Genomic DNA, 16,197 nt, shown 5'->3' with positions numbered 1-16,197 from the left:
ACCCTTTCTGTAACTCAATTGTTAATGAATTTGTTCTTTAAAGTTGATTTGCGTGAACTTAGGCACAAAATGCTAAATATATGTTAAAAATTGAAGCTAATTCTTAAAATGTGCGTATTTGGTAAGGTTTTGTGGGTGAAAATGCACGAAAAGCCGATAACTTAATCATTATCGGCTAGGTGCGTGGGGTGTTTATATATTCTGTAAATTGATAAATGCTTGGCGATAGCTTCTATTATTGATATCGATCGCAGCTCAACTCGCGATATTGGGCAGCATCGCCCGTCATTATTTGAGTGAGAATTTCCGCAGAGCCACAGGCCATTGTCCAACCTAAGGTGCCATGTCCGGTGTTGGTGTAAAGGTTGCGAATCGGAGTCTGCCCTATGATCGGTGTGCCATCTGGCGTCATGGGGCGAAAGCCTGTCCAATACTCTGCTTTTGCTAAATCGGTACCCTGTGGGAACAAGTTGGAAACCACATGATTAAGTGTCGCGAGTCGCTTGTCGGGCAGTGCCGGATCAAAGCCTGCCAACTCGGCGGTACCTGCGACACGAATTCGTTGCTCAAAGCGTGTCACCGCGACTTTATAGGTTTCATCCATAATCGTTGACTGAGGGGCGCTGAGCTCATCAATTACTGGCAAGGTCAGCGAATAACCTTTGACAGGGTAGATGGGCAAATCCACGTCGACAGACTCCAGCAAATGCTTAGAGTAGCTACCTAACGCCACGACAAAGCGATCCGCCGTTATCTCTCCATGATGGGTTTTGACGGCCTTTATCTCACCATCTTGCTGAATCAAGCTATCGATATCGGTGTTATAGAGGAAGGTGACACCTGCTTGCTGCGCCAATTTCTGAAGCTGCTGGCAAAATAGGTAGCAATCACCGGTTTCATCGTCTGGCAGATACAAACCTCCGACTAAATTGCCGCGCATATTGGCCAGCCCGGGCTCTTGGGCCAAGCATTGGTGGCTATCCATAAGTTGGTAGCGTGTCCCACTCTCTTCGAGCAAAGCGATGTCTTTTTCAACCGCTTTGAGCTGCGCGGCAGAGCGAAATATCTGCAAAGTGCCTTGAGTTCGACCTTGGTATTCAATTGCGTATTGCTTGTTTAATTCAGCTAAACATTCTCGGCTACGATTAGCGATCGTTAACATCCGTGCTTTATTGATTCGGTATCGATCAAGCTGACAATTGAGCAGCATTTTACTTGCCCAGCTCATTAGTTCAGGGCTAAGGGAAGGCTTTACTTTCAATGGTGCGTGCTCTTCAAATAGCCACTTGAGGGCTTTCATTGGTATGCCAGGCGCCGCCCAAGGTGACGAATAGCCATAAGAGATTTGACCCGCATTGGCAAAGCTGGTCTCTTCTGCGGCGCGCGGTTGACGATCAATAACCGTGACCTCACACCCTGCTTGAGATAAATACCACGCCGTGGTTAAACCTACGACACCACTTCCTAATACAACGACCTTCACTGTTTACTCCTGAAGAACAATTTTGCCAAGAATGAGGTGTTTACATCTGGTTAACAATCGATAAGAATTAATATCACCCTTTAGAAAAACTAAATACTTATGAAGTCTGCTTTATTACATGGTGTTCATCTGATTTGCATTGTGTCTCGCCATGCGAGCTTGACCAGCGCCGCTCGCGAGCTGAATTTGACAACGGGAGCGGTGAGTCAGCAATTGCAAGCAATCGAAGAGCGCTTGGGTTTTAGTGTATTTGAACGCCATGCTCGTGGGATTCGGCTGACAGACTTGGGGCAAAAGTTGGTCGATTCTGTTTCTCATCACCTGTTGGCGATTGAAGAAAACGTCTATCAACTCACCCGAGTGTCAGACAGTCAGCAGATCCGTTTGAAACTCACGCCATCGCTCGCCTTTAAATGGTTGGTGCCAAGGCTAGAAGATTTTCAAAAGCAGTACCCTGAGATCCAAATACACACCTTTGCTGAAGGTGCCTTAGTTGATAGTGACAATCGAAACTTTGACGTTGCCATTGATTACGGACCGATTCCGTACAAGCTGACGGAGGCGGAGTTGTTGATGGAAGAGTGTTTAGTTCCAGTGATGAGCCCAAGCTATTTGTCGAAGCACCAAGCGACGCTTGAAGCGGGGCAGTTTTGGCAGAGTGTGACGCTTTTGCATGATGCTATGCCGTGGCAGGGATCGCCGAAAGATTACGAGTGGCTTTATTGGGCGTCACAGCAACAACTCGATTTTAATACCCAGCAAGGGCATTTTTTTAACCGTACAGATATGGCGATGTCGGCCGCCGAAGCCGGGGTTGGCGTCGCGTTGGCACGAACCGCACTGCTTGGTGATGAAATCAATCAGGGTCGGCTGGTGGCCCCCTTTGAACCAATCAAAGCCAATGCTGGCTATTTCATTATCACTCATGTCGACAATCCGCCTACACGACTTTTCAAACAGTGGCTTCGCCAGCAGAGTCTTATTGATAAATCATAAAATAGTCTTACATCCTCATATGCACCCACTACACTTTAGGATGAACAAGCGATAACGCGACGTTTGTACACTTTAGGGCAGCAACTATGAAATCTGAACATGGCCAATGCAGCTATCGAAACCCTGATGGCTGGTGCTGCGATCAACCGAGTGGAGAGTCCGGGCTTTGTTACTGGCACGATCCCGATATAGATAAAAGCAACGATGACGTAAAAAGTAAGGTTGAGCAATGGGCCGCAGCGGGTAAACCTCTCGACGGATTTCAGTTGGCAAAAACAAACTTGGTTGACATCGATTTGGTCAACCGAGGGTGCAAAACAGGCTTTTCTTGTCGGGATGCGGATTTTTACCGTGCCGATTTATCTGATGCTCACTTTTTTGGCTTAGATCTACGTGGTTCTTCGTTGATGAAGTCAAAAATGCTTGGCGCAAATCTACATTGTGCCAAGTTAGACAACTGCAACTTGCTTGGGGCAGAGCTTGGGCGAGCTAAGTTAGAAAACGTTGAGTGGGGCAAGCGGCTTAAACAAGAAGTGCAGGCTAAACAAGCTTCGAAGCGGCGAGACTCCTCAATGGCGGCTTCACTCTATCAAGAAGCGGAAGAGGTGTGCCGTAACATCCGTAAGCAGTGCGAGAAGCAGGGATTATTTGAAACCGCAGGCGATTTCTTTAAACGAGAGATGCGCTTTCGGCGTTACCAAATGCCGAGACTGAGCATGAAGCGCTGGATATCCAAATCAGTCGACATGTTCTGTGGCTACGGTGAGGATCCGCTTAGGGTCGTCCTGTTCTCTATCTTGTTAATCTTTGTCTGTGCGATGGCGTATTTCTTTTTAGATACCACAGGGGCGCACCCCATCTATGAAGGCGTAACTGGATGGCAGTTTTATCTGCTTGAGTTCTTTAACTCGCTTTACTTTAGTGTGGTGACATTCACAACCTTGGGTTACGGCGACATATCCCCAGTGGGAGTTGCTCGGTTTATAGCAGCGTTTGAGGCCTTCTTAGGCAGTTTTACCATGGCGCTGTTTGTGGTGGTCTTCGTGAAGAAAATGACCCGTTGATGTCGTTTTTCAGGAGAATACCCCCTATAAACTATTGAATGAAACATGCTCGCTTAGTTAAACAAGCCGCAAACATCGCTCCTTCATCAAATGGCTGAGCAAGGCAGTTGTGCTGTTGTTTAGATCATCAACAAGCACTAGAATGCGAATCGTTTTTATTTGAGGTTGAAATGATGTCGCGAGTATTGGTGGTTGATGATGATGTTCTCTTGTGTGAGCTGCTAGAAGAGGTTCTCAAGCAAGAGGGATATAGTGTGTCGTATGTTCACTGTGGCGAGAGTGCGCTTCAAGCGATGGAAAAAATGCCCTTTGATTTGGTATTGCTTGATGTGATGCTGCCTAATCTTAACGGCATGCAGGTAGCGCGACGAATATGTCAGCGGTTTGCGACACCTATTTTAATGCTTACCGCATTGAATGACGATAGCTCGATGATCGACGGCTACGAAGCGGGCGCCGATCAGTTCATAGGAAAACCTTTCGATGTTGCTCAGCTCCTAATTCGGATTAAAGCCTTATTGCGTCGCGTTGGTTTAGAGCGTCAAAGACAGGCGATGTATCAGGGCATTCACGACAGGTTAGACAGCTTGCCACTGACCGAGACCGAAGCTGACCTGCTTAGCTACTTGACGAAGAACCAAGGAGTAGTGATTTCAAAAGCAGAACTTCAAACCCAAGTCTTGAAGAAAGAACTTAGCCCATTTGACCGCAACCTCGACATGCACATAAGCAACATCAGACGTAAATTGGTTCAATCTGGCTTTTCAAAACAGCACATTAAAACGTTTCGCGGAAAGGGGTACAGCTACCAAGAGAAACTCCAAGGATGAGTCGGTTTTCTTGTCCAGCGTATATTCGTCATAGAAAAGATGGTCTTGCGTTTCAACTGTTTAGCTATATGGCTGCGATTATCGTGAGTATTCTCCTGATGCAAGTTCTGGCAGAGCAGGCATTGATTAAGGCGATGTTGAAAGTGCCAGAGCGGGTGAAAAATGAAATGCTCGATTTAGCACATCAAGCCGATGAATTGATCGAGTTTGGCGACATGGATGAACTGGCAGACTGGGCCAATGCGCAAGACTTTTACCTGTTTGTTCTTGATGAGCAGAAAAAACCACTAACTCATCGAATGATGCACCCTCATTTTGAGTTCAAGCTGAGGTTTATCCGAAAGCTTGATGAACAGCTTGAAGGCCGGGTGAGCAAACCCATCATTCACATTCCTTTGAAAAACAATAACAGTTTGGTTGTTCAGCTCCCCCACCAATTGCATCCAGCAAATGATTTTATTGTTTACTTTTCCGTACTGAAAGTGGTGATCGCCGTGGTGATCTTAGCGCTATTTTCGTCTCTGCTTGCCAGGCGCTTACAGCAACCTCTAGATAGGTTAAGAGAAGCCAGTAAAAAATTATCAAATGGGGATTTTAATGTCAGCGTAGTTAGCGAACTCAAATCGAATACGCGAGAGTTTAATGAACTTGCCCGAGATTTTGATTTTATGACGCATGAGATTCATTCGCTCGCTGAGAAACAACGTCGATTGATTCGAGATGTATCGCATGAATTGCGTACACCTCTAGCGCGGCAGAACTTGGTGCTGCACTTACTTCGCGGGCGAGTAGCAGAACAAGACTTGGCGCTGGTCAGCCAAATGGAGCAGCAAGCAAACGAACTGAACGGGTTAATCGATGAAATATTGCAGTTCAGTCGGTTAGAGAACTCTCGCTATGAAAAAGAGCTGAAGCAGTGTGATATAGAAGCACTTATTCGCCCTCAAATAGAATGCTGCAAGATCGACCTGAAAGAGAGGCAAAAACTGTTTTTTACTTCTCCTTTAAAAAATGTTCAAGCGTTGTGTGATGAGACATTACTGCTGCGATGCGTGAACAACTTAGTTGGTAATGCGATTAAGTATGCAGGAGAGCAAGCAATCATTGAGGTGTCGTTAAGTCATCAACGAGTCAACAGCGATCAATATATTGCTCTAACCGTCATGGACGACGGCAAAGGGATCAGACAAGACAAATTAAAAAATATTTTTGACCCCTTTACGCGTTTAGATACCTCACGAGATAAGAAATTAGGCGGCTACGGTCTGGGGCTCGCCATAGTGAAAGAATCAATGCGGGTAATGGGAGGACAGGTCACGGCTGAAAACCGCTTACACGGTGGGTTTGCAGTGACGTTATTGTTTAAACCGTAATTGGTCATAATTATCGATATGCATAGAAGATCATATATCTGATAGAAAGGCAATACCGCTTGCGTCGATGAGGTGAATGCAAAGAATGTAAATTTGATGCAAATGGTAATAATTATCAATTATATTCACGCCCGAAATAATTCTAGGGTCATGACATCGTGTATTAAGTGACTCGAATATAGTCGGAGTGAAAAATATGTTTCCTAAGAGCCAATTGGCATTAGTGATCTGTGCGGTATTAGCTGCGCCAGCCATTGCACAAGAAAATCAGGCAGATGAACATCTCGTGGTAGAGGGTCGTGAATTCGGCTACAAAGCGGATACCAACAGTACAGCCATGCGAATGGAAATGACCCAATTGGAAACTCCGGGGCAAGTCGCGGTTATCGATGAAACGGTTATCGATGAGCAACGTGCGAGCACATTAGGTAAAGTTTTGCAAAACGATGCCAGTATCAGCGCAGAAGGCACAAGTCGTAACCGTGAACGTTTTTCTTTGCGTGGTTTTCCATTAAGCAGTTCGGACGGTTTCTTGCGTGATGGTCGCCAACACTGGTCTCATTACCGTCAACCGATTGAACTGTTAGAGCGTGTTGAAGTTCTGAAAGGACCATCAGGTTTACTGTATGGTAAATCTGAGCCGGGTGGTCTTGTGAACATGGTAACTAAGAAGCCTACCACGGAAACCCAAGCAAGCTTAAGCCAAGACATTGGTTCAAATAATCACTCACGTACGGTTCTTGATGTGAGTGGTGCTCTGAATGATGAAGAAACGTTGCGTGCGCGCGCGATTCTTTCCAAAGAAAGTTACAGTTCATGGCGTAAATACGGCGATGGAAGTAAACCGCAAACCGATCGCTTGGTTGGTGGGTTGATCGTCGAATACGATATGACAGACGACATCATGGTGTCGGCGCACTATGACCGTACTAAAGATGATGGCAGTGTCGACTCAGGCGCTTATGTTGTTGATGGCAAACCGGTTCTTGGAGACAAGTACATCTGGGATGCACAGTGGTCGACCATTGAAAATGACTCAGAAAACTACGGTATCGACATCAATGCGCAAGTACTGGATAACGTTAACGTTAAAGCGGGTTATAACCGACAAGACTTCAATCGTTTTGATGTAGAGTCTTATCCGAGTTTCAGGAAATATGCTCAAGATAACAAGATCGTTCATTCAGGAAATGACCGTACCGATCGTTGGATTTTTGATACTGCGTATGCAGATGTCGCGACAGATTTTGATTTTCTTGGTACTGAAAACACCCTGCTTGTAGGCACGAATTATTTAGAATACAGCTATAAGCGCAAAATGGAGTTCCATCACTCAGCGGACATTGCTCCTGGGCAGACTGTTCCTAAGCCGGGTTACAAAAGTGACAGAACTTGGCCGACAAGTGAGTACAAAACTTGGGGGACATACGCGCAAAACATGATGACAATTAATGAAAATTGGCAAGTGTTAGCGGGCATTCGTTACGACGAGAAGCGTAGCCGTGATCGTACAAATGAAAAAGTTAAAGAAAATCAGATTTCTCCAAAACTTGGCGTGATTTACCACCCATCTAGCAATGGTTCGGTTTATGTTCAGTACTCTGAGAGCTTTATGCCGCAAGGGAACGTCTACGGTACAAAGTACACCAACGATGGCGAGCAATTGGACGCAGAGCGCGGCATTTCTTATGAGATGGGAACAAAATGGGAACTGTTTGATGAACGTCTGTACGTTTCGGGTGCTTTGTTTGATATTACGTTAGAAAACATCTCATTAGATGTGGAAGATGGTGTAGATGCTAGTGATCGCGTTATGTACAAGAAAACGCAAGGCGGCGAGCAAGTTCACCGTGGTGCGGAGGCTCTTGCGCAAGGCTTTGTGACGGAGGCGTTCTCGATCACGGCTTCTGCTATGTACCTTGATGCTGAGATTACCAAAAGCCGATACTACCAAGGTAACCGTCCTGCAGATGTGCCAGAATTGTCGGCCAGCCTGTGGTCTAGTTACAAAGTGCAGAGCAATACCGATGTAAACCTAGGTATTGTATACCAAGGGGAGCGTTACGGTGATGCTGGAAACACCTTCAAGAAAGATGGCTATACCCGTGTCGATATGGGGGTGTCATACACCCACAAGTATGATGAGAACTTAGACATTGTGGCTCGTTTCAACGTTGAAAACCTGTTTGATACGGATTATCTAGCCGGAGGCGGCAGTACAAACAGTGAGCAAGAAGGTGCGAGTGGTGTAACATTAGGCGAAGGCCGAAACTACATGGCAACCATCCAGTTCAAATACTGATAACAATCTGATAGTAAAAGGGGAAGACATGTCTTCCCCTTTAGTGGTTTTTAGAAAACAGAAATATAACTCGTATGAATCTAATCAAATCCAGTATCGCTTTGTTGATCTCATCGACTTTGCTTCCCGCACACGCGGATGCACTTAGTGATGCGCAAGCGGTTCAGAGTAAAACCAATCAAGCCTCAGCCGTGAGTCAGAAACGCATCGACGTAAGCGCTGAAAAGGCATTGACGCTCGAAGCAGAAATCGAACAGTTGCAAGAGGAAGTGAGCAACTTAACAATCTATCGCAACCACCTTTCGAGTTTGGTCAACAGCCAAAATGAAGAAGTGGCGAGTCTCAACGAGCAAATCGAGCAAATTGCCCAAACTCGACAGGGTGTGGTGCCGTTGATGTATCACATGATTGATGGCCTAAAGCGTATCGTTGCTAATGACAAACCGATCCGCAAGACACAACGCGAAGAGCGTATTGCAAAGCTGGAAGCAATGATGACGCGCGCCGATGTCGCTGACGCTGAAAAATTTCGTCGTATTTTAGAGGCGTACCAGATTGAAATGGACTACGGCACGAAGTTAGGCGTCTACCAAGGCAAGATTGCATTAGATGGTAATGATCAAATCGAAGCCGATATCCTTTATCTAGGTCGTGTTTCATTGGTTGCACGTAGTTTATCAGGTGAGCAATTCTGGAGCTGGTCACAGCAACAAAAAGCATGGCAAGCGGTGGGCACTGACCCAAAAGCGCAACTAGACAAAGCGTTTGCCGTTGCGAACAAGCAGATTGCTCCAAGCATGCTGACTCTGCCCGTGTCCATTAATGTCGCGGAGGGCAAATAAATGATGAAAAAATGGCTATCGGTTGCGCTGATTTCTTCTGCTGCTCTTCTACCTCACACAACATTTGCTAGCGACGCATTATTGCAGAAAGCGAAACAAGAAAATCGTCAGCAGCAGTCGCACAATGTGGCTCGTGAAGCAGGTTTTAAGAAAACGCAGCAAGAACTACAAGCCCTGAAAAATCAGCTTGTTGCCGAGCGTGCAGCATTGCAATCAGAAGCGGACACCCTGAGCGTTACGTTCAGCGAAAACGAATCGCAGCTTGCCGAGCTTGAAGAGAAGCTTCGCTTAGAAACAGGCAGTTTAGGTGAGCTTTTTGGCGTCGTGCGTCAAAACGCAAAAGAATTGGAGTCAGAGCTTAAGTTCTCTGTCACAGGCGTCGATGCTAACTCATTTCAACAAAACATTGATGATATCGTTGCTGCGAAATCACTGCCAACACTGCCTCAGCTGCGTGCAATGTGGCGCAGTATGGAAGAGCAAATTAAAGCCAGCGGTGAAATCGCCAATGTGCAATTTTCTTTGTTAGATGGTGAGGGCCGTGAACAAACCGTTAATGGTGTTCGCTTGGGCTCTATGGCGCTATTGGATAATGCGGGCTACGTGAAGTGGAATGGTCAGCGTGGCGATGCCGTGAGCTATCTACGCCAGCCTGAAAACGGTCCAACGGCGAACACATTAAGCTCAGGAGATATTGACTCACTGGTGATTGACCCATCACGAGGCATTTTGCTAGAGCAATTGGCAAACTCTCCAAGCATGGCCGATCGACTGAATGCTGGTGGTGTAGTGGGTAAAATTATCCTTGGTTTGCTCGCCATTGGTTTGATCATCGCGCTGGTTCGTGGTGTCTCGTTGTTCATTGCACGTCAAAAGATTGCAAAGCAATTAAAGAATCCAACTCAGCCAAGTGACAATCCATTGGGGCGTATTCTTTCTGTATATCAAAAAGACAAACATCGCAGTGTTGAAGCGCTGGAACTGCGTTTATTGGAAGCAGTCGTTGATGAACACACTCACCTTGAGAAAGGCTTGTCGATGCTGAAGCTGCTCGCCGCCCTTGCACCTATGTTGGGCTTGCTTGGTACGGTAACGGGTATGATCGAAACTTTCCAAGTGATCACCCAGTTTGGTAATGGCGATCCAAAAGTTATGGCGGGGGGGATCTCGATGGCACTTGTCACAACGGTTCTGGGTCTTGTGGCTGCAATGCCGTTGCTTCTGGCGCACAACATACTGAGCTCTCAAGCTGAGAACATTCGCAATATTCTAGAAAAACAGGGTATTGGCCTTGTGGCTGAGCAAGCTGAACGCGATACGTCCACAGGGAGCATGGCGTCGAATACGGTAGCGGAGAGCGCAGCATAATGGAGCAGATCCTACTCAACACATTGGGTTTGATCAGCGAGGACTGGGCCTCAACCTTAGTGCGTTTTATGCAGCAAGGCGGCCCTATTTTATGGTGGTTGGCGGCGGTTGTGACACTATGCTGGCTGCTGGTTATGGAGCGCGTTCTCTACCTTGCAGTGACTTTCCCCAAAGTAAAGAATCGGCTTTGTGAGCAGTGGTATGCGAGAGCTGAACACCACTCTTGGTATGCGCATCAAATCCGCGATGGATGGATTGCAAAGGCTCAAATTGAACTGCGCCAAAACCTATCAACCATTAAAGTGCTGGTCGCGATTTGCCCAATGCTCGGTTTGTTAGGCACGGTTACTGGCATGATCGCTGTCTTTGACGTGATGGCGACGCAAGGCAGCAGCAATCCCAAATTAATGGCTTCCGGTATTTCATTGGCCACCTTGCCCACAATGGCAGGTATGGTTGCCGCACTTGCTGGTATGTTTGTACACGCTCGCTTAAGCAAAGTGTGTGAACGCAAAGCCTTCCAGTTAGAACAATCTTTAAGGAGTCAGAAGTGAGACTCGGTCGTAGAAACAGTCGTCAAGAAGAAGCGCAAATCGACTTAACCTCAATGCTCGATATCGTATTCATTATGCTTATCTTCTTCATCGTGACTAGCTCATTTGTGCGTGAGTCAGGTGTAGAAGTGAACCGTCCTCAAGCGTCGAATGTGGTGAGCCAAAAAGACGCTGGGATCTTTATCGCTGTGAATGCTGCTAACGATGTTTATATTGATAAACGTTTGGTCGATATTGAACGTGTTGAAGCCACCATTGAGCACTTGTTACTTGAGCAACCCGATGCGTCGCTAGTGATACAAGCGGATGAACATGCCTACAACGGCACGGTAGTGAAAGTGATGGATGCAGCAAAAGGTGCGGGCGTTAAAAATATTGCGTTGGCGGCGGAGAAGCCTTAATGGGTAGACTCATACTTGCGTTGCCTATATCGATGCTGATTGCGGTGAGCTTATTTAGCGTAATGGCTTGGATGGTTGATAAAGGCAACCAACGCGTACCTCAGGCGTCTGAAGCTGTGCGGTTTGATATGGTGATGTTGGAAAATGATGCAGATGTGCAACGCCGTCAGCGTTCAGTCCCAAAGCAGCCAGAGCCTCCTTCGCCTCCCGAACCGATGAACCTAGCGCAAGCGCAGACGCAGGTTAAGCCAGTTAGCCCTGTGACACCGATTAGTGCCTTGGGGCTTAATACTGCCCTTGACGGTATTGCTATTAGTGCTCCAAACCTAAAAAGAACGATGGGGAACCAGCGTGCTCTTCCTTTGTATCGTGTTGAGCCTCGCTACCCAAGTAAAGCATTGAAAAGGCGCGTGGAAGGGTATGTGATTATGCAGTTTACGATTGATGCTGCTGGGCGCCCCAAAGACATTCAAGTGATTGAGGCAAAGCCAAAACGTATGTTTGAGAAAGAAGCGGTTCGCGCCTTGAGAAAATGGAAGTATCAGCCAAAAGTTGAAGAGGGCGTATCGGTTGAACAGTTTGGACAAACCGCTAGAGTGGAGTTTAAGTTAGCCAAATGATGAAAACTCTCTTAATCGGGGCAGTACTCAGTATTAGCACATTTACCACTATCGCTAACGAGCTCAGTGAATATACCGCTGTGCGTGTCCAACGAGCGCATAACTTGGCCCAAGAAGAAAAGCTCCAAGAAGCGATCTCTGCACTGGAAGCTCTGGAAACGTCTCGTGAATATGATCGGGCATTTATCGCTCGTATGCTGGGGATATTTTACTGGCAAAACGATCAAATAAACTTGGCGATAAAACAGCTTGATGCATCTGTCGAAAGTGGGCTCTTGAACGACGAACAAGCTTGGCAAACTCGTAAGATGCTGGCGGATTTATTGCTCAATGAACAGCGATTTTCACAAGCGTTGCCTCATTACTATGAGCTAAGCCAGTCGGTGCCTGAAAACCAGAAAGCGCATGAAGTGTGGCTACGTATCGTTCAGTCTCATTACCAGTTGAGTCAATGGCGAGACGTGCTCTCTTCAATGGCACGATACGAGCAATTTGGCTTACCCGATGAGTTGCCGCCATTGTCGATTAAGCTTTCCGCAGAGCTTGAACTCAAACAATGGACGTCTGCCATAGGGACGATCAAGCGCTTAATTGTCATTGAACCTGAGCGTATGGAATGGTGGCGACAGCTCGTCGCTTTGTACCTTCGGACAGAAGACAGTAAACGGGCTCTAGACGTCTTTGCCCTCGCTAAGCTGCAAGGTGCGGTATTCACTCAAGATGATATTAAGTTGCTGGCTCAGTTGTACGGCCAAAGGGGAATCCCTGAGCGTGCTGCTGAGGTGTTAGGCGAGCTAAAAGGCCTAAATTCAGACGGTAAACTTAAAGCGCAACAAGCGACGTTTTGGCAGTTGGCAAAGGAGTGGGATAAGTCTATTGAAAGCTGGCGTGTCGCTGCGAAACTCGATCGCCAGTACTATTGGAACTTGTCTCAGTTATTGGTTCAGGAAGGTCACTATGAGCAAGCATTGATCGCGCTAAATAAGGTGTCTGGACGAAAAGCCGAGGTGGCACTGGTGAAAGCCCGAGCTTACTACAAGTTGAAACGCTTTGAGGATGCACTGGCACATGCGAAGCGAGCTAATGCCATCAAGCCCTCAGCTCAATCTGAGAGTTGGGTGAAGTACCTAACCCAATTGCGCAAAGCCAAAGCAAGCCAGAATAGTTAATGCGTATTTCATAGCACCGAAAGACCCGAGTCAGATCTCGGGTCTTTTTGTTTTTATAGAGGGTAGAGGGCGCTGCTAAAATAGGGTGTCCTTGGTATTCGGCTCAGGTCAAAGTCGGATAGAACAACGACGTTTGATTTTGTAAAACGTAAACAATGTAAATTAAATGCCAATAAGAATGATTATCACCTAAATTAAGCCCTCATTTATTGGTGATGATTGTTTTTTTATGTTGCTCAAAAGCAAAGGCGTCCAAACTTGGGCACGCCGCCTGCACATCTATGTTTCAATGGCTCTGTTATTGGTGACTCTGTTTTTTGCCGTCACGGGCATTACCTTGAACAGACCGACATTGTTTGAGCGTAGCGAACCAATCATTCAACAACACACACTCTCGATCCCTTCAGAGCAACTTTTTGCAACGGAAGGCCGCTTCCAACCTAATCGCTCTGCTTTATTGAACTTCCTTACTCAAGAAGCCCATTTGCGTGGCATGCCCTCTGCTTTAGATGTGTACACCGAAATCGAAGGTGGAGAGCTGGTGATTGGCGAGCTTTCTTTGGATTTTAAAGGCCCTGGCTATAACGCCACCGTTTTTGTCGATATGACCACGGGAGAAGCAGAAGTTGAAACAACGAATTACGGCATTGTTGCGCGACTGAATGATCTCCATAAAGGTCGCAATAGCGGCGATGCTTGGAAGTGGTTCATTGATATCACTGCATTATTGATGGTGTTCTTTGTTCTAACTGGCGTGTGTTTGCTGCTACCTAAGAAAAAAACGTTAAGAACGTCGATGCAATGGATGGCTTTTGGCACCTTGCTGTCGCTCGTTATTTATTTTGTTGCTGTGCCTTAATCCAACGTTGGATGTGACAGCCTGTTTAGAGAACTCCCTATGTTAAATACAGCCCGACTTTTGCGCAGCAGCTCAGTAAAAAAGCTCGTTCTTATTGCCGCGCTAGCCCCATTTTCAGTTTTTGCGACCCCTTTGCCAGACAGTGCCAAAGTCGATTTTGAATTCGAGTTGCCAAAAATTGATACCTCGATGTACGCCCGTCCTTATGTCGCAGTCTGGATTGAAGACAGTAAGCGTAAACCTGTAAAGACCATTCAACTGTGGGTGGGTAAAGACGAATGGCTAAAAGATCTTCGAAGCTGGTGGCGAAAGGTAGGTCGCTATGACCGCGAATTAGTGGACGCTGTGACATCTGCTACTCGTCCGGCGGGACAGTATCGATTTACCTGGGATGGAACGAACGATGACGGCAAGCGCGTCGATCAGGGTACTTACACATTGTACATAGAGGTGGTACGCGAACATGGCGGTCGAAACTACCTACGACAGAAAATGCAGTTAGCGGACAGTGACGTGCGCTATCAACTCAAACCAACCGAAGAGACGGGCATGATTTCCGTCAACTACCAAGTTAAGTGATAAGGAACAACAATGAAAAGTAAAATGAAAGTGGTGGCTCTCGCAAGTGTAATGGCGATGGGACTCGCTGCAGCAACAACGGCACAAGCGCACCCTCGCTGGGTATTGCCTTCTCACTTTACGGTATCGAAGGAAGGGGGAGATTGGCTGACGTTTGATGTGACTGCCTCTCACGGTACATTCGTATTTGATAAACCAGCAGGTAGTGAAAAAGCCTTTGTGATCATGCCGGATGGTCGTTCGGAGCGTCCGAACTTTGTTGTTCGTGGTAAACGTCGCTCAATGTTTGATTTCTACTTTGAAGAAGAAGGCACGCACAAGGTCGCAATCAACAATCAGCCAACTTACTACACACAATATAAAGCAGGTCGCCGAGACACAGTAAAGTGGGCGCGAGCAAGTAAAGCCGATCGCGCGAGTGTTATTCCAGAAAAAGCCCGCGATGTTGTTACGCAACTTAGCTACACCCGAGCGGAAAGTTACGTGACGGTGGGAATGCCGACAGAAAAAGCGCTGGAAATTGAAGGCAAGCTGCTCGAAATGAAACCGATCACTCACCCATCAGACATCATCGAAGGTGAAGCGGTGACTTTCCAATTCTTCTTTAATGGTGAGCCGCAACAAGGCGTTACGGCGGAAATTACTCGTGACGGTACCCTGTATCGAAACCACCAAGAGCAACTGGATTTAGTGAGTGACTCAGAAGGCAAGATTACGTTTACCCCAACGGTCGCTGGTCGTTATCTCATGAAGGCGAATCACAGAGGCGAACTGAATAACGATCCGTTGGCCGACAAGGTTAGCTCAAATGTGCATTTAACCTTTGAAACTCAACTGAACTAATACAATTGAGGCTCAGTGCGACGCTGAGCCATTTTGGATACACCATGAAAAACAGCTCTATTCTTATCGCTTCCGCTCTTTCGGGCGGCTTACTGTCCTTTCAAGCTGCGGCGCACTTTCCATTAATGAGCTGCCATTTAGAACAAGACAAAGTCATTTGTGAAGCAGGTTACTCCGATGGTTCTACTGCAGTGGACTATGACGTCGAAATGTACGATTACGATGACAACTTGATTGCCAAAGTAACCACAGACAAGCGCTCTATCGCTGAGTTTACTCATCCTAAAATGGATTTTTATCTTGTTTTCGACGCAGGGCATGAAAACCCAGTAGAAGTTGATGTGGTTGAGTTGAAAGAGAAATGATCACTCAGAAAATTCGACCGGATAATGGCAGTCGCGAAGGTAAATGGGTGGCATTAACCATCGCCGGCATTCTTGCGGTGTCTGCCGCCTTATTGCCCTATCATCAGACCGAAGTTGAGCACGCAGAAGCACTCGAGCATCAAGTGTTGATGACTGACCTTGGGCAAGAAGAGTTGGCAATGGTTGCAGAGCTTAAACTTGCTCATGAGGAAATTCGAGATCTCTACATTGATGAGGGTAAGTGGCCTGAAGTCAGTGAACTTGAAACGTTTTGGCTCGCTCCATTTGTTAAAGACCAAAGTTGGCAGCGCAAAGGTTCTCATCAATGGCAGATGTTGGATGCAGGACTTTATCTTGGCTTGAGACAGGACGATGAAGGTTCAGCGTCGATGCTACTTGATAGCCGTCACGAACATGCTGATATTTGGTTTTCCACGGCTGTTTCTATCGATATCGAGGACTTAACTCAGCAAAGTCAACGAAAGCTAAGTGGTTGGCAACAAATCGTGTTAACGCCTTCTTCTCCTGCAAGCCCTCATAAGCATTAAG

17 protein-coding genes are annotated in these 16,197 nt (G+C 46.7%); 16 read left to right on the top strand and 1 reads right to left on the bottom strand.

Translation table 11 applies throughout. From position 1 onward, the window contains the following. Positions 1-235: 235 nt before the first annotated feature. Complete coding sequence (locus tag OH458_RS16100; RefSeq protein WP_269979099.1) at positions 236-1,483, bottom strand: D-amino acid dehydrogenase; 1,248 nt, start codon at positions 1,481-1,483, stop codon at positions 236-238. 99 nt (positions 1,484-1,582) lie between these two features. Between OH458_RS16100 and OH458_RS16095 the strand changes: the two genes are divergently transcribed. The 16 genes from OH458_RS16095 to OH458_RS16020 all read left to right on the top strand — a co-directional run bounded on the left by OH458_RS16095 (position 1,583) and on the right by OH458_RS16020 (position 16,196). After that, positions 1,583-2,479 carry a LysR substrate-binding domain-containing protein gene (locus OH458_RS16095; RefSeq protein WP_269979098.1) on the top strand — a complete coding sequence of 299 codons (897 nt, stop codon included), beginning with the start codon at positions 1,583-1,585 and terminating at the stop codon, positions 2,477-2,479. Positions 2,480-2,565: 86 nt separating this feature from the next. After that, positions 2,566-3,543, top strand: coding sequence for an ion channel (locus OH458_RS16090; protein ID WP_269979097.1), 978 nt, complete (start codon positions 2,566-2,568; stop codon positions 3,541-3,543). A gap of 173 nt (positions 3,544-3,716) precedes the next feature. After that, positions 3,717-4,373, top strand: a complete 657-nt coding sequence (locus OH458_RS16085; RefSeq protein ID WP_269979096.1) for a response regulator transcription factor — start codon at positions 3,717-3,719, stop codon at positions 4,371-4,373. Continuing rightward, positions 4,370-5,746 (top strand): histidine kinase sensor domain-containing protein, encoded by a 1,377-nt coding sequence (locus tag OH458_RS16080; protein ID WP_269979095.1) that lies wholly within the window; start codon positions 4,370-4,372, stop codon positions 5,744-5,746. The genes OH458_RS16085 and OH458_RS16080 overlap by 4 nt, the downstream gene beginning before the upstream one ends. Before the next feature lie 196 nt (positions 5,747-5,942). Beyond that, positions 5,943-8,048, top strand: coding sequence for a TonB-dependent siderophore receptor (locus tag OH458_RS16075; protein ID WP_269979094.1), 2,106 nt, complete (start codon positions 5,943-5,945; stop codon positions 8,046-8,048). 74 nt (positions 8,049-8,122) lie between these two features. After that, positions 8,123-8,890 (top strand): DUF3450 domain-containing protein, encoded by a 768-nt coding sequence (locus tag OH458_RS16070; RefSeq protein WP_269979093.1) that lies wholly within the window; start codon positions 8,123-8,125, stop codon positions 8,888-8,890. After that, positions 8,891-10,258: a MotA/TolQ/ExbB proton channel family protein gene (locus OH458_RS16065; protein WP_269979092.1), complete on the top strand. Its 1,368-nt coding sequence runs from the start codon at positions 8,891-8,893 to the stop codon at positions 10,256-10,258. It begins immediately after the preceding gene. After that, positions 10,258-10,812, top strand: a complete 555-nt coding sequence (locus OH458_RS16060; RefSeq protein WP_269979091.1) for a MotA/TolQ/ExbB proton channel family protein — start codon at positions 10,258-10,260, stop codon at positions 10,810-10,812. Before OH458_RS16065 ends, OH458_RS16060 begins: the two co-directional genes overlap by 1 nt. Then, positions 10,809-11,213: an ExbD/TolR family protein gene (locus OH458_RS16055; protein WP_269979090.1), complete on the top strand. Its 405-nt coding sequence runs from the start codon at positions 10,809-10,811 to the stop codon at positions 11,211-11,213. Before OH458_RS16060 ends, OH458_RS16055 begins: the two co-directional genes overlap by 4 nt. After that, the gene (locus OH458_RS16050) at positions 11,213-11,833 is read left to right on the top strand and encodes an energy transducer TonB (protein ID WP_269979089.1); all 621 of its coding nucleotides are present in this window, start codon (positions 11,213-11,215) and stop codon (positions 11,831-11,833) included. The genes OH458_RS16055 and OH458_RS16050 overlap by 1 nt, the downstream gene beginning before the upstream one ends. After that, positions 11,830-13,002 carry a tetratricopeptide repeat protein gene (locus tag OH458_RS16045; protein ID WP_269979088.1) on the top strand — a complete coding sequence of 391 codons (1,173 nt, stop codon included), beginning with the start codon at positions 11,830-11,832 and terminating at the stop codon, positions 13,000-13,002. The genes OH458_RS16050 and OH458_RS16045 overlap by 4 nt, the downstream gene beginning before the upstream one ends. 229 nt (positions 13,003-13,231) lie before the next feature. After that, positions 13,232-13,861, top strand: a complete 630-nt coding sequence (locus tag OH458_RS16040) for a PepSY-associated TM helix domain-containing protein (protein ID WP_269979087.1) — start codon at positions 13,232-13,234, stop codon at positions 13,859-13,861. Positions 13,862-13,900: 39 nt separating this feature from the next. Next, entirely contained in the window at positions 13,901-14,440 is a 540-nt protein-coding gene (locus tag OH458_RS16035) for a DUF2271 domain-containing protein (RefSeq protein WP_269979086.1), read from the top strand. A 12-nt stretch (positions 14,441-14,452) separates the two neighbouring features. After that, positions 14,453-15,283, top strand: a complete 831-nt coding sequence (locus OH458_RS16030; protein ID WP_269979085.1) for a DUF4198 domain-containing protein — start codon at positions 14,453-14,455, stop codon at positions 15,281-15,283. Between the two features lie 44 nt (positions 15,284-15,327). After that, a complete protein-coding gene (locus tag OH458_RS16025) occupies positions 15,328-15,648 on the top strand; it encodes a hypothetical protein (protein WP_269979084.1) in 321 nt (106 codons plus the stop codon). Beyond that, a complete protein-coding gene (locus tag OH458_RS16020; protein ID WP_269979083.1) occupies positions 15,645-16,196 on the top strand; it encodes a DUF6162 family protein in 552 nt (183 codons plus the stop codon). The genes OH458_RS16025 and OH458_RS16020 overlap by 4 nt, the downstream gene beginning before the upstream one ends. Position 16,197 lies beyond the last annotated feature (1 nt).

Origin of the sequence: Vibrio sp. MarTm2 (genome assembly GCF_027587055.1) — a bacterium.
Lineage (GTDB): Bacteria > Pseudomonadota > Gammaproteobacteria > Enterobacterales > Vibrionaceae > Vibrio > Vibrio sinaloensis_D.
The sequence above is the reverse complement of the archived record's forward strand: the minus strand, read 5'-3'. Positions and strand labels throughout refer to the sequence as shown.

What these genes read in the sequence shown, in the direction of transcription:
- OH458_RS16095 (WP_269979098.1), top strand. Translation starts at nt 1,583, where the DNA reads ATGAAGTCTGCTTTATTACATGGTGTTCATCTGATTTGCATTGTGTCT.
- OH458_RS16080 (WP_269979095.1), top strand. Translation starts at nt 4,370, where the DNA reads ATGAGTCGGTTTTCTTGTCCAGCGTATATTCGTCATAGAAAAGATGGT.
- OH458_RS16030 (WP_269979085.1), top strand. Translation starts at nt 14,453, where the DNA reads ATGAAAAGTAAAATGAAAGTGGTGGCTCTCGCAAGTGTAATGGCGATG.
- OH458_RS16060 (WP_269979091.1), top strand. Translation starts at nt 10,258, where the DNA reads ATGGAGCAGATCCTACTCAACACATTGGGTTTGATCAGCGAGGACTGG.
- OH458_RS16020 (WP_269979083.1), top strand. Translation starts at nt 15,645, where the DNA reads ATGATCACTCAGAAAATTCGACCGGATAATGGCAGTCGCGAAGGTAAA.
- OH458_RS16085 (WP_269979096.1), top strand. Translation starts at nt 3,717, where the DNA reads ATGTCGCGAGTATTGGTGGTTGATGATGATGTTCTCTTGTGTGAGCTG.
- OH458_RS16035 (WP_269979086.1), top strand. Translation starts at nt 13,901, where the DNA reads ATGTTAAATACAGCCCGACTTTTGCGCAGCAGCTCAGTAAAAAAGCTC.
- OH458_RS16025 (WP_269979084.1), top strand. Translation starts at nt 15,328, where the DNA reads ATGAAAAACAGCTCTATTCTTATCGCTTCCGCTCTTTCGGGCGGCTTA.
- OH458_RS16090 (WP_269979097.1), top strand. Translation starts at nt 2,566, where the DNA reads ATGAAATCTGAACATGGCCAATGCAGCTATCGAAACCCTGATGGCTGG.
- OH458_RS16070 (WP_269979093.1), top strand. Translation starts at nt 8,123, where the DNA reads ATGAATCTAATCAAATCCAGTATCGCTTTGTTGATCTCATCGACTTTG.
- OH458_RS16075 (WP_269979094.1), top strand. Translation starts at nt 5,943, where the DNA reads ATGTTTCCTAAGAGCCAATTGGCATTAGTGATCTGTGCGGTATTAGCT.
- OH458_RS16050 (WP_269979089.1), top strand. Translation starts at nt 11,213, where the DNA reads ATGGGTAGACTCATACTTGCGTTGCCTATATCGATGCTGATTGCGGTG.
- OH458_RS16040 (WP_269979087.1), top strand. Translation starts at nt 13,232, where the DNA reads ATGTTGCTCAAAAGCAAAGGCGTCCAAACTTGGGCACGCCGCCTGCAC.
- OH458_RS16045 (WP_269979088.1), top strand. Translation starts at nt 11,830, where the DNA reads ATGATGAAAACTCTCTTAATCGGGGCAGTACTCAGTATTAGCACATTT.
- OH458_RS16065 (WP_269979092.1), top strand. Translation starts at nt 8,891, where the DNA reads ATGATGAAAAAATGGCTATCGGTTGCGCTGATTTCTTCTGCTGCTCTT.